General features: G+C 28.9%; 1 protein-coding gene (only partly in view). It reads left to right on the forward strand.

Going from position 1 to position 21,594, the window contains the following annotated elements:
* A protein-coding gene (locus tag ACKI3Q_RS06190; protein WP_407415309.1) for an amino acid adenylation domain-containing protein crosses the window boundary here: on the forward strand, nt 1–21,594 show its 5' portion. Its footprint extends 10,995 nt past the window's final position; the window shows 21,594 of its 32,589 coding nt (coding positions 1–21,594); its start codon is at nt 1–3; the stop codon falls past the right edge of the window.

The following is a 21,594-nucleotide window of genomic DNA, read 5'->3' on the forward strand; positions in this document are numbered from 1 at the left end:
ATGAATAATTTGTTTAATAATTCAGATGATAAACTTGAAAAAAATGAATATCTGAATACAAAGGAATTTAATAAAGATTTAAAATACTGGAATGATATGCTTTCAGATGCAGAAAAGTATGTGAAATTTTATAACATTAAATCAAATTCATATAAAACCAAAAAAGTAACTCTTAAAAACAAATCACCCCATACTTTTTTAAATAAGAATAACATTTCTAGATTTAATTTTATAACTGGAATATTTTCTTTATACTTATCCCGTGTTGACAAAACTCAAGGATGCTTATTTAATACTATCAATAAAAATTCCGGTAAAACAACACTATTAAAAATTGATTATGATGAAAATATATCATTTAATGAGCATTTAAGTAAAATAGAATATATTATAAATGAAACAAAAAAGCATAGCAAAGCAGATATTGAAAATTATACTGATATCAAATCATTTTACTCAATTTATGATTTAACAGACTTAAATAATAATTCCATTGCCAATGAAGAAAAATGTGCTTTAATACTGAATATCCATAAGGATTCACTGGAATTAATATATAATACTGATTTATTTGAAGAAATTTACATTGACCATATGCTAATGAATATTGAATCAGTAATCGATAATGTTCTAAATTCATCAAATCAACTTTGTAAAAATATTCCAATAATAAGTGAAGAAGATAAATCATTAATTGCAGAATTTTGTAAAAGTGACAGAGTTGATGTTGATAATGATAAAACAATAGGATTGGCTGTCCATGAAAATGCAATTAAGAATCCTAATAGTATTGCAATAGACGATGGAGATAAACAATTAACTTATTTGGAATTTGATAAATTAACAAATTCAATTGCATATGATTTGATTAATAACTATAATATTAATCAAGGAACTCCAGTCTGCTTAATGATATCACGGAATTATTATTTTCCTGCATTAGTCATAGCGCTTAATAAAATTGGTGCCGCATCCATTCCAATTGATCCAGAATATCCTCAAAAACGTATTGAACATATGATAAACATCTCCGAATCCCAAAATATCATCATATCTAAAGAATATGAAGATTTATATGATTTTGATATCAACACAATCATCGCAAATGATTTAGAAACTAATAATAATATTGATTTTGAAATAAAAAGTTCTGGTGATGATTTATTTACCATAATGTTTACTTCAGGTACAACAGGTCTTCCAAAAGGAGTAAAAATCTCCAATAAACAAATTAGCGGAATAAGTAATGCTTATAGAAAGATATTTGATATTTCCGGAGAAGAAATTATTGGCTGCTATGCAAGTTTTAGTTTTGTCGGATCTTATGGAATGTATTGGGCATTATACCTTGGTGCAAGTGCTAGAATTTTTAATGAAGATGAGCGGAAAGACAGTTTATTGTTAATAAAAAAACTTAAAGAAAAACCTATAGATATAATAACTTTACCTCCTAGTGTAGGTATTCCTATTTTTGAAAATGATGATTTGAAAATAAGATATATGACATTAGCAGGTGCAAAGATAAATGAATTAGAATATAGGGAAAATTATACAAAACTAGTTAATTTTTATGGGTCAACCGAAGTAATTTTAGCAATTACTAAAATTTTTGATTTGAAAAATATGGATAAACATATCCCTCTCGGTAAACCACTAAGTAATACCTGGGCATATATTTTAGATAAAAATAATGAACAAGTTCCTATTGGCGTTCCTGGAGAAATATGCATTTCAAGCGAATATATAAGTCCGGGATATATCAACGATAATTTATCCGACAATAGTTTTATTGATAACCCCCACTCTGATTGTGAAAGCAATAAAAGAATGTATAAAACGGGAGATATTGGTTTTTATAATTTTGATGGTGAAATTGAAATCATCGGCCGTGAAGATAATCAATTATCCGTTAGAGGTTTTCGTGTAGAAACAAATGAAATAATAAACACGTTAAATAATTTTAATATAAAAGAAAGCTATTTAGATGTAGAAAACGATACATTGATATTATATTATACTACAACAGACAATGTAAATATAGATGACATTAAAAACGCTTTAAAAATGGAATTACCTGAATATATGATTCCTTCACTATTTATTAAATTAGATAAAATTCCATTAAATGTAAATGGTAAAATAGACAAATTTGCATTGAAAAAAATCGGTGAAAATAACATTAATGAAGATGTTGATGATGAAATCCTTAAAACCATTATTGAAGGATTTAAAAAGGTTTTAAACAAAGATTTCATATTAATAGATGATGATTTCGTTGCTTTAGGTGGAAATTCACTATCTTCAATGAAATTACAACTATATTTAAAAAATGAATTAAATGTAGATATATCCTCCAATAAATTAATCGAATTGTCAACACCACTTAAAATTAGTGACTTTATCAAATTTAATTCAAATGAAATAAATAATGAAGTTAATTATACTTTTGATGACTTATGCCCATTATCCGAATCCCAATTAAATGTTTATTTGGATGAAATTGCAAATGATGTGGGAAGTGCATATAATAATTCATTCAAAATAAAATTCAATGATTCTTATTCAATTAACGAAATTAAAAGTGCATTAAATAAATTATTTAAAATCCATCCTATTTTAAAAGCACGTGTTTTAATAGATAATGATGTGCCTTCTTTTTGTTTTGATGGTGAACCAAAAATCATTGAAGGATCCCCAGCAGATATTGAAAGCTTTGTACATCCTTTTGAGATAGATAAATATTTATCTCGTTTTTTAATTGTTAAAGAAGGCGAAACATTAATATTATGTATGGATTGTCACCATTTAATATTCGACGGAACATCCATTAATATCCTATTAGATAATATATTTGCCATTTTAAATGAAAATATTGATGATTTTGTTGATAATGGAGTTTTAAGACAGGTTTCATTTGAAGAAAATAATATTATTGACTCCAATTACATGAATGATGGAAAAAAATTCTTTGATGAAATGTTAACTGACAGGGAAGAATGTTATGATTTATTATCATCCATAGATAAAGAAAATAAAAATAATGAGTATAACGATTATTTAACAATAGAAAATGAATATTTAGATTCATTTTTACAAGATAATTCAATCACATATAACCAATTTTTCACCAGCGTATTTGCTTACACACTATCAAGATTCACCGGTTCATCAAAAGTTCTATTTAATTTAGTTGAAGACGGAAGAGGACAACTGGATTTATCAAATTCAATAGGAATGTATGTTCGTACATTGCCGTTACTTATTGATTGTAAAAATCAAAACACAAATTCCTTCCTAAAATATTCATCAAAATTAGTTAATTCCACCATGAAATATGATTTTTATCCATTCCATATTCTAGCAAATGAATACGATTTAAATTCAGATATAATTTTCCAATTTGCACAGGATATTTTTTATAAAACAGCCAATAATAAATTTATAAAGTCTATTGAAGAATTAAAACATGATTTTCAGGGCGATATGGCATTTTATATTTTTAATTCTGGAGAGGAAAAATATGGAATTAAAATCTTATATTCAGATAAATTTAATAAAAACATGATTAAACGATTTGTAGAAACATACAAACTTATTTTACAGGAATTTACTAAAGTAAAACAATTATCTGAGATTAATTATACCTTAACATCAGATTTAAAATTATTAGATACAATTAATAAAACAGAACATGAATTAGAATACGAAGATATTTTAGATGCATTTAATGATAATCTTTCCAAATATCCCAACAATAAAATTGTATCCTACAAAAATCGTTCATATACATATGCTGAAGTTGCATACATAGCAAATAAAATAGCCAATTGTTTAAAAGATATGGGCGTTAAAAAACAGGATAATGTTGCATTTATGGTTGAACGTAGCGAATACTATATGTTCTGTCCATTAACTATACTATCTATGGGAGCCTGTTATGTTCCACTTGATGACAAGCATCCTGATGAGCGTATTGAATTCATATTAAATGACACTCAATCCAAAGTTGTTATTGTGAGCGATGAAACCTATAAAAGGGTTAAAAACTTGAACAATAATGTTAATCTTTTAAACATTTCAGAATTAATGAAAGAGGATATTGGAACTTTATCCAATTTAGATGTTGATTATGGAGAGCTAACCTGTATTCTGTATACAAGCGGTACTACAGGTGTTCCTAAAGGTGTTAAAATAACTAGAAAATCCCTTGTTAACTTAGCTGAAGTTTATCGGGACAAATATGAATTAACCAATAATGATATTTATGGCCTATTTTCAACAATTGGTTTTGATGCTGCATTATTAGCAATAGTTACTGTTTTATACAGTGGTGCATGTTTATCCATTATTCCAAATGACATCAGATTAGATATAGAAAAAATGAATGAATATTTCATAAACCACGGTGTTACTCATACATTAATTACAACACAGGTTGGAAAATTATTCATAGAAAATGTAATCCACACTTCACTAAAAGTTTTACTTGTGGGTGGAGAAAAATTAGGTGAATTCGAAAGTCCGAAAGATTATACTTTAGTTGATGCATTTGGTCCGACAGAAGCTTGTGTATTCATTTCTTCAATTAAAAATATTGATAAAATAGATTCTTCTTCAATAGGCCCATTAAGTTATAATACTAAAGCTTATGTATTAGATGATGAACTTAGACGTGTACCGCTAGGTGCTATCGGAGAATTATATATTTCAGGTTACCAACTATCTGATGGATACTTGAACCGTGAAAAAGAAACCGAAGAAGCATTTATAGAAAATCCATTTGAGAATAATGAAAATTATAAAGTAATGTACTCCAGTGGGGACATGGTTAGAGTATTAAGTGATGGATCATTGGCTATTGTTGGTCGTAGCGATAGTCAAGTAAAAATTAGAGGAAATCGTGTCGAATTATCAGAAATTGAAGAAGTAATTCGTGAATTAAATCTTATTAAAGATGTTACAATCCAAACTATTGAGAATAATGGTAATAATGAATTAGTAGCTTATGTTGTTACATCAAATGACGTTGATAACCTTAAAGATTATGTATGCAATCATGTAATTAAAAATAAACCAGAATATATGGTTCCATCATTTGTCATCGAAATAGATGAAATTCCATTAAACATCAATGGTAAAGTAAATAAAAAAGCTTTACCGGAAGTTGATTTAGAAAGTTTACATGTTGAATATATTGCTCCAACGACAAAAGAAGAAAAAGACATTGTGAATGCATTTAAATCTGTGTATAATCAAGAAAAAATTAGTATTTATGATGATTTTGCTCGATTGGGAGGAGATTCACTAACTGCCATAAGATTAATATCCAATCTTAAAGAGTATGATATTTCAGCAGCAGATATTTTAAGTTTACGCACACCAAAAGCAATAGCGGAAAATATTAACGAAAATTCTTTTGATTTAGATGTTTATTCTTTAGATGATGGATGTCCTTTAAATGAACCTCAATTAAATGTATATTTAGACATTATTGCAAATAACAAGTATGATTCATACATTATTCCGGTGAAAATGAATATTTCAAAAAAATATTCAAAAGAGAATCTATGCAATGCGTTACAGGAAATGCTTAATGTTCATCCAATATTAAATATGTGCATAAGTGATGAATTTGAAGTTCCATATTTAGTGAAAGGGAAAAAGCCAGAAATTGGGATTAAATCCGAAATTGATGATGAATTGCTTAATAAATTTTTAACTGAAAGATTTGATTTGCATAACAGTTTATCAAGATTTTTAATTATTGAAAATGATGACAAATATAACCTGTATGGTGTTTTCCATCATTTAATATTTGATGGATTATCTAAAAATGCATTTAAAAAAGATTTATTAAGTATACTTAATGGTAATTTAGTTGATGTTGATGATTCATTCTTAAAAATATCTGCATTTAACGAACAAATTCAAGAAAAAGAACAATTTAATGATGCTAAAAACTTTTATGACATAATGTTAGCAGATAATGACGAAGTTAGTGTTTTATTAGATGATGCAGTAGATAATGAATCCGGAACTTATACAATAAATCTTGATAAGAACATAAAGGAATTTATTAGAAATAAAAATATCGGAGAAAACATATTATTTACTAGTGTCTTTGCTTATACTTTATCCAGATTTACTGGTAGTGAAAAAGTATTATTCAACATAGTCGAAAATGGACGAGACAGACTAAACAACTACAATTCAATCGGAATGTATGTAAATACATTGCCATTATTAGTTGATTGTAAAAATCAATCCATTACCGAATTTATTAATTATATGCAAGATTTAGTTTATAATGTAATGCGATATAACTATTATCCATTCAGATTTTTAGCAAATGAGTACAATATAGATTCCAATATTATTTTCCAATATCAGCCAAAATGGTTTAATGAAACTAATAATGATGAAAATGCCATTACTGAAGATATGATTAATAACATGACTGGTTTTATTAATGATTTAAATACTGCAGTTATAGAAAAAGAAGATTCTTATGAGTTAAATATTACATATTCAGACAAATACTCAAAAAACACAATAGAACATATTGCTAAAACATATAAATTAATATTATCCCAAATAATTGAAATCAATGAATTGTCTGATATAAATCTAACTGCAGAAGAGGACATCAAACTTTTAAATTCATATAATAAGACAGAATGCACTTTAAAATATGGAGATATAATAAAAGAATTTAATAACAATTTATTAAGACATGAAGACAAAATTCTTGTTGGATATGAAGATGAATCATATACCTATGGGGAAAGTGCATTCATTGTAAATGAAATAGCTAATGAATTAACCAACATGGGCATCATTAAACAGGATTATGTATCATTATTTGTTGAACGTTCAGAGTGGTATTTACTTGCAAGTTTAGGAGTTTTAACAATAGACAGCATTTATGTTCCTATTGAGGCCACTTATCCTGATGAACGTATTATTTTAATGTTAAAGGACACACAATCAAAAGTTGTTATTGTAACAGATAAGACAGAACAAAAGATGCTTAAAATTATTTTAGATAACGACTTGAATGTTGATGTCTTAAATGTATCCCAAATTACTGATGAAGAGATTGGCAGTTTAACTAATTTAAATTCAATTGAAGTTGGCGAAAATGATATTGGCTGTGTTTTATACACCAGCGGTACTACAGGTACTCCTAAAGGTTCCCTGATTACACGTAAAGCCATTAATAACTTTGTTTCATGGTATGTTGAAGAAACCAATTTTACATCAGAGGATACTTATGGAATGCATTGCTCCTATGTATTTGATATTCACACAGCGGCCCTATATGCTCCAATAATTACTGGCGGATCATTATATGTAGTGCCAGAAGACATTAGATTAAATTTAAAAGCTTTGAATGATTATTATGTTGAACATGAATGTACCCACACATACATTACAAGTCAGGTAGGTAAATTATTCGCTGAAAGCGGCATGAAAACTACCATCAAATTATTGTGTTTCGGTGGAATGAAGCTTGGAGAGTTAAATGCTCCAGATTCCATCGGTCCATTTGAAACCTATGGTCCGTCTGAAAATTTAGCAGTTTCTACAAGTATCTGGGCCAACAAACGTATACATCACACAAGCATTGGCAGATTTATTAGCAATGTTAAAGGATATGTTCTAGATAATGAACATCGCCGTGTTCCATTAGGTGCTGTAGGAGAATTATACCTCGCAGGCCATCAATTAAGTAAAGGATACTTAAATCGTGCAAAAGAAAATGAAAAAGCATTTTTCGATAATCCATTCGATTATGAAAAAGGATACGAGAAAATTTACAGTACTGGAGATATGGTTAGATTCCTACCGGACGGAACAATAGCTATTGTAGATCGTCGAGATAATCAAGTAAAAATCAGAGGAAACCGTGTAGAACTGCCTGAAGTCGAATCAGCAATTAGAAGAATTGATTATGTTGATGATGTGACAGTTCAGATAATTGATAACAAAGGTAATAATGAATTAGTAGCTTATGTTGTCGTATCAAATGAATTGACGGGAGATGCACTTGAAAATTCAATCAAAAAATATGTATCGCAGCATAAACCTGATTATATGGTTCCTTCATTTATCATTGGTTTAGATGAAATCCCATTAAATGTTAATGGTAAAGTAGATAAAAAAGCATTACCTAAAGTTGATTTAGATAGTTTACGTGCAGAATATGTTGCACCAAGAAATGAAATAGAAAAAGACATTGTAAAAGCTTTTGAAGAAGTATTTAATCAAGAAAAAATTAGTATAAACGATGATTTCAGCCGTTTAGGTGGAGATTCATTAACCGCCATTAAATTATTATCAAATCTTAAAGATTATAATCTTTCAGCGGCAGACATTTTAAGTTTAAACACACCAAAAGCAATTGCAGAGAATATTAACGAATGTTCTTTTAATTTTGACAAATATTCTATTGAAAGAGGATGTCCGTTAAATGAACCTCAATTAAATGTGTATTTAGATATTATTGCAAACAATAAAATTGATTCATACCTTATTCCACTAAATATGAATATTCCAAAGAGATATTCTGGAGAAAATATACATAATGCTTTAAATGAAATGATTAATGTTCATCCAATCCTTAATATGTGTGTAAGCGATGAATTTAATGTTCCATATTTAGTGAAAGGAAACAAACCAGAAATTTCAATTAAATCCGAAATTGATGATGAAACACTCAATAAATTTTTAAAACAGCCATTTGATTTATATGAAAGCTTATGCCGATTTTTGATTATTGAAAATAATGATGAAAACATAGTATATGCGGTTTTCCACCATTTAATATTTGATGGATTATCTGAAACAGTATTTAAAAAAGATTTATTAGCATTACTTGATAATGAAACAGTTGATATCGATAATTCATTTTTAAAAGTATCTGCATTTAACCAACAAATACAGCAGGCCAAAGAATATGAAATTGCTAAAGAATTTTATGATTTGATGTTGGCAGATAATGAAGATGCAAATAATTTATTAGACGACATATCTACTGACGGACCAGGAGTTTATCGTATAGAGTTAAATAAAAATATTGGAGAGACTATCAAAAAGAATAACATTAATGAAAATGTATTATTCACAGGCGTTTTTGCTTATACATTATCTAGATTCACAGGTAGTGAAAAAGTCTTATTTAATATTGTTGAGAACGGACGGGACAGATTTGGCAATTTCAATTCAATAGGAATGTATGTTAATACTTTGCCGTTATTAGTTGATTGTAAAAATCAGTCCAGTTTAAATTTCATTAAATATATGTCTGAATTAATTTATGATGTGATAAGATACAACTACTACCCATTTAGATTACTATCTAATGAATATAATATTAATTCCAGCATTATTTTCCAGTATGTCCCAGATTGGTTTGGTGAAAATAGCAATGAATCCAATGCAGATATTATTAAAGACATGACTGATTTTATCAGTGATTTGAGTGTGGATGTAGTTCAAAATAAAGACAAATATTCATTAAATATCATGTATTCAGATAAATACTGTGAAAATACCATAAAACATTTTGCAAAGACATATGAATTAATATTATACCAAATAATTAGTGCTGAGAAATTATCTGATATTGATATTATTACTGATGGCGATATTAAACTTTTAGATAGCTATAATCAAACACAAGAAGAAGTAAGCTGTAATGATATTTTAGATGCATTTAACGCTAATTTACCAGAACATGAAAATGACATTCTAATCGGTTATGAAGGCAATGTTTATACGCATGGCCAGTGTGCATTTGTTGCAAACGAAATTGCAAATAAATTAGGTGATCTCGGCGCCAAATCCCAAGATTTCATTTCATTATTTGTTAATCGTTCTGAATGGTATTTGTTAGCCAGCATGGGTATTTTATCAATGGGTGGAGCTTATGTGCCTATTGATACAAGTTATCCTAACGAACGTATTATTTTAATGTTGAAAGACAGCCATTCAAAAGCAGTTATCGTAACAGATGAATCAGAACAGAAGATCCGCGACATTATTTTAGAAAATGATTTAAATGTTGATGTTTTGAATGTATCTGATTTAATTAACGACAATATTGGTAGTTTAAACCATTTATATAATACTGCTATTAGTGAAAATGATATTGGTTCCTTATTATACACTAGTGGTACAACTGGCATTCCTAAAGGAGTTAAAATTACTCGAAAAGCCATAAATAACTTTGTTTCATGGTATGTTAAAGAAACGAATTTCACATCACAAGATGTCTTTGGACTGCATTCTTCCTATGTATTTGATATGCATACACATGGATTATTTGCCCCGGTTATTAGTGGAGGTTCATTATATGTGGTTCCTGAAGATATCAGATTAGATTTGAAAGCTTTAAATGATTTCTTTATCGAACATAATTGTACTCATACTTTCATCACAACCCAAATAGGTAAGTTATTTGCCGAAAGCGGTATGGATACAACAATTAAGTTATTATGTTTAGGTGGCATGACACTTGGTGAATTGAATGCTCCGGATTCCATCGGCCCGCTTGAAATTTATGGTCCTTCCGAAAACTTAGCAGTTTCCACAAGCATTCCTGCCAACAAACGTATACATCACACAAGCATAGGCGGATTTATTGACAATGTCAAAGGTTATGTTCTTGATAATGAACACCGTCGTGTTCCATTAGGTGCAGTAGGAGAATTATATCTTGCAGGCCATCAATTAACACCAGGTTATTTAAATAATAAAGAAGAAAATGCCAAAGCATTCTTTGATAATCCATTTGATAATGAAAAAGGATATGAACGTATTTATAAGACTGGAGATATTGTAAGATTCTTAAGTGACGGCACTTTAGGTTTTGTAGGTAGAAGAGATAATCAAGTAAAAATCAGAGGAAACCGTGTAGAGCTGCCCGAAGTTGAATCAGTAATCAGAAGCATAGATTATGTTGATGATGTTACAGTCCAAGCAATAAATAATAAGGGCAATAATGAATTAGTAGCGTATGTAGTTGTATCCAACGAATCAACTGGCGATGCACTTGCAAATTTAATCAAAGATTATGTATCACAACACAAGCCGGATTACATGATTCCATCATTCATCATTAATCTGGATGAAATTCCATTAAATGTCAATGGTAAAGTAGATAAAAAAGCATTGCCCGAAGTTGATTTAGATAGTTTACGTGCAGAATATGTCGCTCCAGTAACAGAAACACAAAAAATAATAGTTAACGCTTTTGAAATCATATTTAATCAGGAAAACATTAGTCTATATGATGACTTCATTCGTTTAGGTGGAGATTCCATTAAATCCATTCGCCTTATATCAATGCTCCAAAATGACAATATTTCATGCACTGCTCAAGATATACTAAATTACAAAACCCCATATTTAATTGCTAAAAATGTAGAGGAAGTTTCACATGTTTCATATGATGCTGTAGAAGGTATTGTTGATTTACATCCTATTCAAAGTTATTTCTTTGATCAAATTAATAAAAATGAATACAACCAACATTATATTCTAAAATCAACAGAAAAAATAGAATTAAATAAATTACAATCTGCATTCGATGAATTAACCAATATTCATGATATGCTACGTGCAACATATAGATTTGAAGATAATGAACCTATTCAAGAAATATTGCCTGTAAATACAAGAGTATGCGAAATAAATGAAATATATAGTGATGATGACATAAACAGTTCAATAAGAAGTATTTTTAGAGATATCCATAATAAATTAAATTATGAAAACAATTTAATCCATATAACACTTTTCCACCACAATAACGAATCATATGTCATTTTTGTTATTCACCATTTAATCATTGATGGTGTCAGCTGGAGTATTCTTATAGATGATTTATCCTATATTTATTATAAAATTGGATCTAAAAATAAAATCAGCCTTCCTAGACCTTATCCATATAAATTATGGGTTAATGATGTGAAAGAACTGGCAAATAATATTTCTGATGAAGAAAAACAACATTGGCTGGAACTTAATGAGTCACTTGATGATTCCAAACTTTGCGGAAAATCAATAGTATACAGTTTAAAAGCGGAAAATTATTATAATCCAGATAATTTATTAATGTTATCTGAAGAAGAATACTGGGCATTATCTATTGCACGTGCTTATAAAAAGACTTATGGAGAAAATCTCATCCTTAATCGTGAATCTTATGGTCGTGACGAAACTTTAGCTAATGTCAGTCGTACCATCGGATGGTTTACCACACAATACCCTGTATCATTAGACTTAATCAATGATTATGACAATATTTCTTTAATATTAGATGTTTACAACCTTAAAAATTCATTTAAAAATATTAATAACCTAGGTTTGAATTACGGGTCATTGATATATGGAAGCGATGAATTGGAATATAAACATTGTCCACTTACATTTAATTTCTTAAGTACTGAATTCATATTTAAAAATAGGCTATTTGAATCACTTAATATCTTTTTATCTGAAGATAACATTAATAAATCAGAATTTGAATCCACATCCTATGGTATTACAGTCAATATTGCTTCCGTTGATGATGAATACATTATCGGTGGAGATTATGCTAAAAACACCTATATTGCTGAAAAAATCAATTTATTCTTTGAAAATCTTAAATCTGAACTAAAATTTATCGGCAATTACCAATTTGATGAAGGATTAACTTGTTGTTTGTCTGAACCACAACTAGGAATCTACTTGGATGAAAAAATCGAGGAAAAAGGTACTGCATATTCAAATCCTGGATATTACGAATGTGATTTAAATACAACCCGTGAAGAAATAATAAATGCTATCCACACATTAATTGAGAAACATCCTATCTTAAAAGGCCATATTGTAGATACTCCAAATATGCCTCTTTTAGTCTGTGATAGTTATCCTTCAATTGAATTTAATGAAGTTACAGACATTTTTGAAATTATTGAACCGTTTGAATTAGATAAATTATTAGTCCGTTTTTATATCAGCATCGATGAAAACAATAAAACAATATATTATGACATTCACCACATCATCAGTGATGCTACAACAAGAGCTATCATCAATAAAGAATTAGATGAAATTTTAAATAAAAATTCCGATGATAAAATAGATTACGGTTTTATTAAAGCTAGCTATGATGCTTTTGATTCAAAATATAAAAAACAGTATCAGGAAGCATATGACTTCTTCAATAATCAATTTAACGATTTAGATGATGTTCCAGAATTATTGACAGATATTGGCGGACAGGCAGGCATTGTTACTTATCCAATCCACAATATTCGTAGCCAATTTGAAGCATTTGCTCATGAAAATAATATCACAATAGGTTCTTTACTGAATGCAATATTTGCCTATTCATATTCCCGCCTTATAGGCAGCGACAAAGTTTACTTTAACTTTACCGAACATGGTCGTCATGAAGATTATTCCCAAGATGCATTTGGAATGTTTGTTCGAACAATCCCATTATTGATAAATTGTAAAAACACATCAACAAAAGATTATTTAAATCAGGTGTCCGATTTAATTTTGGATTCAATGCTTCATAGCATTTATCCATATAGATTACTTGCAAATGAATTTGATTTAAAAAATAATGTTACTTTTGAATACAATTATGATTTAAATGATACATCAGACATAGAGAATGGAATTAAATTTAAAGAGATGAATTATAATTTAGTTTCTGAATTCTTATGTGTTATAAATGATCTGGATGACGGATATCTCATAACTGTTGAACATACAGACAAATATTCAAAAGATACAATTATTCGTTTTGTTGAAGTATTTAAAGAAGTAATGACTCAAATAATAAATAAAGATGCATTAAAAGACATTAATTATATTACCAATAGGGATTTAAAACTTTTAGATGAATTTAATGATACTAAACATGATTTAGACTACAATGATATATTGGATGCATTTAATAATAATCTTTCCAAATATCCAAACAGTAACTTGACAAAGGTAAACAATAAAGTCTATACATATGGTGAAGGAGCATTTATTGCTAATAAAATAGCTGAAGAGTTAAAAAAATTAGGAGTTAACTCACAAGACAATGTTGCATTCTTAGTTAATCGTTCAGGAAACTATTTATTTAGTATTTTAAGTATCCTGTCCGTTGGTGGCATATATGTTCCATTAGACAATACCCTCCCAGATGAAAGAATCGAATTCATACTAAAAGATACTGACCCTAAAGTAATTATTGTAAGTGATGAGACTTATGAAAGAGCTGAAGGATTATCCAAAAATTGCATTATTTTAAACATAGACCGCATATTAAATCAAGAAAATGGAACTTTATTCAAATTAGATGTTGAATATGGTGATTTGGCTTGTATTTTATACACCAGCGGTACTACAGGTCTTCCTAAAGGCGTGAATATTACTAGAAAAGCCGTTATTAATATGTCATCATATTATGTTGACACATATGGATTAAGCAATGCGGATAATTATGGCTTATTTGCAAATATTGGTTTTGATGCTGGTTCATTAGGAGTATTTGCTGCAATATATGCTGGGTCTTGTTTATATGTAGTTCCAGACAATATAAAATTAAATATTAATGAAATGAACGAATATTTCATCGAACATGGCATTACCCATACTTTTATTACAACACAAGTTGGAAAACTCTTTGTACAAAGCGTAGAAAATACTTCATTAAAAGTTTTATTAGTTGGTGGGGAAAAATTAGGTGCGATTGAAAGTCCTGATGATTATAATCTAATCGACATTTATGGTCCGACCGAAACATTTGTATTTGTTTCATCAATTAATAATAAAGACAAAATAACTTCTTCATCAGTGGGTTCATTAAGCTATAATACCAAAGCATATATCTTAGATAATGAAAAAAGACCTGTTCCTTATGGTGCTGTTGGAGAATTATATTTATCAGGTTATCAAACTTCAAAATATTACATAAACCGTAGAAAAGAAAATAAAAAAGCATTTATTGATAATCCATTCAGCGATGATGAAAATTATAAATTATTGTATCGTACAGGAGACCTTGTGCGTTTATTGCCTGACGGAACATTATCTGTTGAAGGCCGTAGAGATAAACAAGTTAAAATTAGAGGGAATCGTGTAGAATTATCTGAAATAGAAAGTACTATCCGTGATTTGAAATTAATTAAAGATGTTACAGTTCAGACAATACAAGATAAAAGCTACTGTAAATTAGTTGCATATGTCGTTACATCAGGTGATTTAAACGAAAACTCAATTGCAAAATATGTTTCTAACCACATAAGTAAAAATAAACCTGATTATATGGTTCCTTCATTCATCATACCTCTGGATAAAATTCCTTTAAATCCAAATGGTAAAGTCGATAAAAATGCATTGCCTGAAATTAATTTAGAAAGTTTGCATGGCGAATATGTTGCACCAATAACAAAAAATGAAAAGATGATTGTAGATGCATTTGAAGCTGTATTCCATAAAAAAATCAGTATGAATGATGATTTCATCCAGTTGGGTGGTGATTCATTAACTGCAATTAAAGTACTTCTACATATGGAAGGACAGAATATTACAGCAAGAGAAATTTTAAGTCTACGTACACCAAAAAATATTGCAGAAAATATTAATGAAGAATCATTTGATTTGGATATTTATTCATTAGAAAGTGGTTGTCCATTAAATGAACCTCAATTGAACGTATATTTAGATATAATTGCCAATAATAAAATGAATGCATATATCATTCCATTTTCAATGAGCATACCTAAAAAATATGATTATGACAAAATAGCAGATTCTTTAGATAAGATGTTAGAAATCCATCCTATTTTGAATATGTGTGTTGATGATAGTACAGACATTCCATATTTAATAAAAGGGCATGGCCCGGAAATTTTATTTAAATCTGAAAATGATAAGGAATTTATTGATGAGTTCTTAACAAAAGAATTTGATTTACATAGCAGTTTATCTAGATATCTGATTATTGAAAATGAAAACGAATATAGATTATATGCAGTTTTCCACCATTTAATATTTGATGCATTATCTAATAATGTATTTAAACAGGATTTATTATCAATATTTAATAATGAAAAAATTGATGTCGACGACTCATTTTTAGAAGTGTCCGCATACACACAACAAATTCAAAAAATCGAAGAATATACTCAAGCAGAAGAGTTTTACGATTCAATGTTAACTGATATAGAAGATGCAGGTACATTACTAAACGATGTGAATGGTAATAATTCAGGCGTTTATCATCTTAATTTAGAATTTGATGACAAATCAATTGATGAATTGATAAACAAATATTCCATTAATGAAAACATTTTATTCACAAGTATTTTTGCATATACATTATCCAGATTTACAGGTAGTGAAAAAACACTATTTAACATTCTTGAAAACGGACGGGATAGATTAAACAACTATAATGCAATAGGAATGTATGTAAATACAATACCATTAGTTGCCAATTGTGAAAATCAGGACATACAATCATATATGGACTCAATGTCTAATTTAATTTATGATGCAATGAAATACAATTATTATCCATTTAGAACATTAGCGAAAAAATATGGTATTGATTCTAGCATTATTTTCCAATATATTCCTAACTGGGTCAGTGGAGTTGATAGTTCTACTCATATCACAGAGGTTAATGGAGAGAACAATATCAATACCGACAGTCCTATTAATGACTTTAGTTTTGAAGTCATACAAGAATGCAATAGTTTTATCTTAAGAATAACTTATTCAGACAAATATTCCAAAGAAACAATTGAAAGATTTGCAGAAACATATAAATTAATATTATCTGAAATAACAAAAGTTAAAGAGCTATCAAACATTAATTGCATAACAGAAGATGATTTAAAACTCTTAAATTCATATAATGATACTGAATATGAATTAAAATACAATGATGTTTTAGATGCATTTAATAATAATCTTATCAAATATCCTAAAAATAAATTAGTGTCATTTGAGAATAATTCATACACCTATGATGAAGGAGCATTTATTTCAAAACAACTAGCTGATCATTTAAAAGATAGTGGTGTTAACATAGGTGAAAATGTCGCATTTTTAACTAAAAGATCCGAATCTTATCTCTTTTCTATTTTGGGTATTTTATCTGTTGGCGCAGTTTATGTTCCATTGGAAGAAAAACTTCCTGAAGAACGTGTAAACTTCATATTAAATGATGCAAATATTAAAGTAATCATTACAGATGATGAAAATTATGAGCGTGTAGAAAACACAACAGACAATATAAAAATCATAAATATATCAGATATCCTAAATGATAAAATTGAAAAAATATCTCATTTAGATAGCACATATAGTGATTTGGCTTGTATACTATATACAAGTGGTACTACAGGCATTCCTAAAGGAGTAAAAATTACTAGAAAAGCTATTATTAACTTTGTTGAGTTTTACATTAATGATTCCGGTTTAAATTCTGATGACATCTTTGCGTTATACAGTTCAATTGGTTTTGATGTTGGTGCTATTAAATCTGTTCTTTCACCAGTATGCTGTGGCGCTTGTCTAGACATAATACCTGAAGACATTAAACTTGATATACATAAATTAAATAAGCATTTTATCAAGAATAATGTTACCCACACCAATATTACAACACAAGTGGCCAAATTATTCATAAACAGTATTGAAGAAACTTCATTAAAAGTTTTGGTTACCGGTGGAGAAAAATTAGGGGAAGTAAAAACACCTGCCAATTATAGATTCATTGATAATTACGGACCAACAGAAGCATGTGTATCTGTAACCAATATTGATGTTAATAAAAAAATTGATTCAACATCAATCGGTTATTTAATAAATAATACGAAAGGATATGTATTGGATAATGAATTCAGACAAGTGCCTGTTGGAGCCGTTGGAGAATTATATCTTGCAGGAAATCAAATAGCTGAAGGATATCTAAATCGTGACAAAGAAACCGAAGAAGCCTTTTTAAGAAATCCTTTCGATGAAGAATACGATATGATGTATCGTACAGGAGATATGGTTAGATTCTTACCTGACGGCACATTAGCTATTGTAGACCGTAGAGATAAACAAGTAAAAATCAGGGGAAACCGTGTAGAATTATCCGAAGTGGAATCAATTATTCATGAATTTGATAACATTATTGATGTTACCGTTCAAACAATAGACAACAATGAAAATAAAGAATTAGTTGCTTATGTAGTTACAAAAGAAAAAATAAATGACTTAAAAGATTCACTTTGTAAATTCATAGCTAAAAATAAACCTGATTATATGGTTCCTTCATTTGTTATTGAATTAGATGAAATTCCTTTAAATATTAACGGTAAAGTAGATAAAAAAGCATTACCTGAAGTCGATTTAGAAAGTTTACGTGCAGAATATATCGCTCCAAGAAATAAAATTGAAAAAGACATTACAAATGCTTTCGAAAAAGTATTTAATCAAGAAAAAATCAGTATAACTGATGATTTCATGACTCTTGGTGGGGATTCATTAACTGCAATCAAATTATTATCCAATTTAGAAGATTATAATATCTCTGCCGCAGACATTTTAAGTTTACGTACACCAAAAGCAATAGCAGAAAACATTAATAATATTTCATTGGATTTAGATATCTACTCATTAGAAGATGGATGTCCTTTAAATGAATCACAATTAAATGTATACTTAGACATTATTGCAAACAATAAAGTCAGCGCATACCTCATTCCACTTGAAATGAGAATTTCTAAGGAATATGATATTGAAGAAATCAGCAATACTTTAGATAAGATGCTGGAAGTTCATCCAATATTGAGCATGTGCGTTAGTGATGAATATGACATGCCCCTATTAATTAAAGGATCCAAACCACAAATTATTATTGAAAATGAAATTAATGATGAATTCACTAATAACTTCTTAACTAAATCATTTGATTTATATGAAAACTTGTCCAGATTTTTAATTATTGAAACAGAAGAAGATTACAAATTAATAGCTGTTTTCCACCACATGATATTTGATGGTTTATCTGATGGAGTATTTAAACAAGATTTTGCAACAATTCTCAATGGCGGAATAGTAAATGTCGATGATTCTTTCTTAAAAGTTTCTGCATTCAATAAACAGATACAAGATAGTAATGAATATGATGATGCAGGCAAATTTTATGATGAAATGTTAGTGGATTCCGATGAAATTAGTGTTTTATTGGATTCTGCATTGTCTGATGGTCCTGGTGTTTGTCAAAGTGATTTAGAAATAGATTATAATACATTTAAATCATTTTTAGATACAAAAGGAATTAGTGAAAATGTAATATTCACCAGCACATTTGCTTATACATTATCCAGATTTGTCGGTAGTGAAAAAGTATTATTCAATATTACAGAAAACGGACGTGACAGATTTAACAATTACAATTCCATTGGAATGTATGTAAACACATTGCCTATACTTGCAGACTGTAAAAATCAAACTACAGCATCATTCATAGATTATATGTCTAAAACAATTTATGGGGCAATGAAATACAACTACTATCCATTCAGAGTACTGGCCAATAAATATAATTTAAATTCCAGTATTTTATTCCAATTCCTACCTGATTGGATTGGTCTTGATGATGAAAACATTAGTGAAATAGAAGTTTCACCTGAAAACATCATTAATGATATGGAAGACTTTATTACAGATTTAAGTGTCAACATTATTCAAAAAGGCGAAAGTTATGTTATAAACATCCTTTATTCAGAAAAATATTCGAAAGATATGATTGAACACTTCATTGAATCATATAAACTAATAATATCCCAATTAATTAGTGTTAATGAATTGTCTGCAATCAGTTATGTTTGTGATGATGATTTAAAACTATTAGATTCTTATAATGAAACCGAACATCCACTAAAATATAATGATATTTTAGATGCATTTAATGATAATTTAGCTCACAACCCAGATAACAAACTTGTCTGTTATAAAGACAGATTTTACTCATATGGCGAAGGAGCATTTATTGCAAATGAGATTGGAACTGCTTTAAAAGACCTAGACATTGGATTGGACGATAAAGTCGCGTTTTTAGTTGAAAGATCTGAACTATATATGTTTTCTATTTTAGGTATTTTGTCTGCAGGCGCAGTTTATGTTCCATTGGATGATGCACATCCTGATGAGCGTATAGAATTCATGTTAAAAGATAATGATACTAAAGCCATTATTGTTTGTGACAGTACTTATGAGCGCGTTTGTAGTTTAGCCAATGATACTGTGCTTTTAAATATTTCAGATATCCTTAAAAAGGATATTAGTGAATCATCCGATTTAAGTGTGAATTATGGTAATTTATCTTGTATTTTATACACTAGTGGAACAACTGGTGTTCCTAAAGGTGTTAAAATAACTAGAAAATCCGTAATTAACTTTTCAGAGTTTTATGCTAAACATTATGGATTGACAAAATATGATGTCTTTGCATTGTATGCTTCCATTGGTTTTGATGTGGCTATGGAATCAATATTTGCATCAATCTTTTCAGGAGCCTGCTTAAATATAATCCCTAATGAAATTAAATTAGACATGAATGCCATGAATAGTCATTTTATGAAGCATAATGTCACTTTCGCTCACCTTCCTGCACAAGTTGCAAAATTATTTATCAGCCAAACAAATAACACTTCCCTTAAAGTTTTATGTGCTGGTGGTGAAAAATTAGGTGAAATAGAAACAGATACAAACTACAAGTTCTTTGATACATATGGCCCTACAGAAACATTCATTGATGTAACAAGCATTAATATAGAAGATAAAGTTGATGCTTCATCCATAGGTCATTTATTTGACAACACCAAAGCATATGTATTGGATAATGAAAAAAGACGCGTACCATTAGGTGCTGTTGGAGAACTATATATAGCAGGATACCAAGTAGCGGAAGGTTACTTAAACCGTGATGAAGAAACAAACAATGCATTTTTAGATAATCCATTCGTTGATAATAAAGATTACAATATAATGTATCGCAGTGGAGATTTAGCGCGAGTATTGCCTGACGGTTCACTGGGAATTGTCGGACGTAACGATAATCAAGTTAAAATCAGAGGAAACCGTGTAGAATTAAGTGAAATAGAAACAACTATACGTGAAATAGATTATGTGGATGATGTGACAGTTCAAACAGTTAAACATGATACCAATAATGAATTGGTGGCATATGTAGTAGTATCTAATGATTTAGATGGAAATATATTAAAAGATTCAATTCATAATCATGTTGGTAAACATAAACCAGAGTACATGATTCCATCATATGTCATTAAACTAGACAGCATTCCTTTGAATGTAAATGGTAAAGTAGATAAAAATGCATTGCCTGTAGTTAATTTTGATTCATTACAACGAGAATATGTTGCTCCAATTACAGATAATGAAAAGATAATTATTAATGCATTTGAAGAAGTGTTTAATCAAGACAAGATTAGTTTGTACGATGACTTTGTCCATCTCGGAGGAGATTCCCTAATTGCTATTAAGATATTATCCCATTTAGACAACCACAAT

Origin of the sequence: Methanobrevibacter sp. (assembly GCF_045636185.1) — an archaeon.
GTDB lineage: Archaea > Methanobacteriota > Methanobacteria > Methanobacteriales > Methanobacteriaceae > Methanocatella.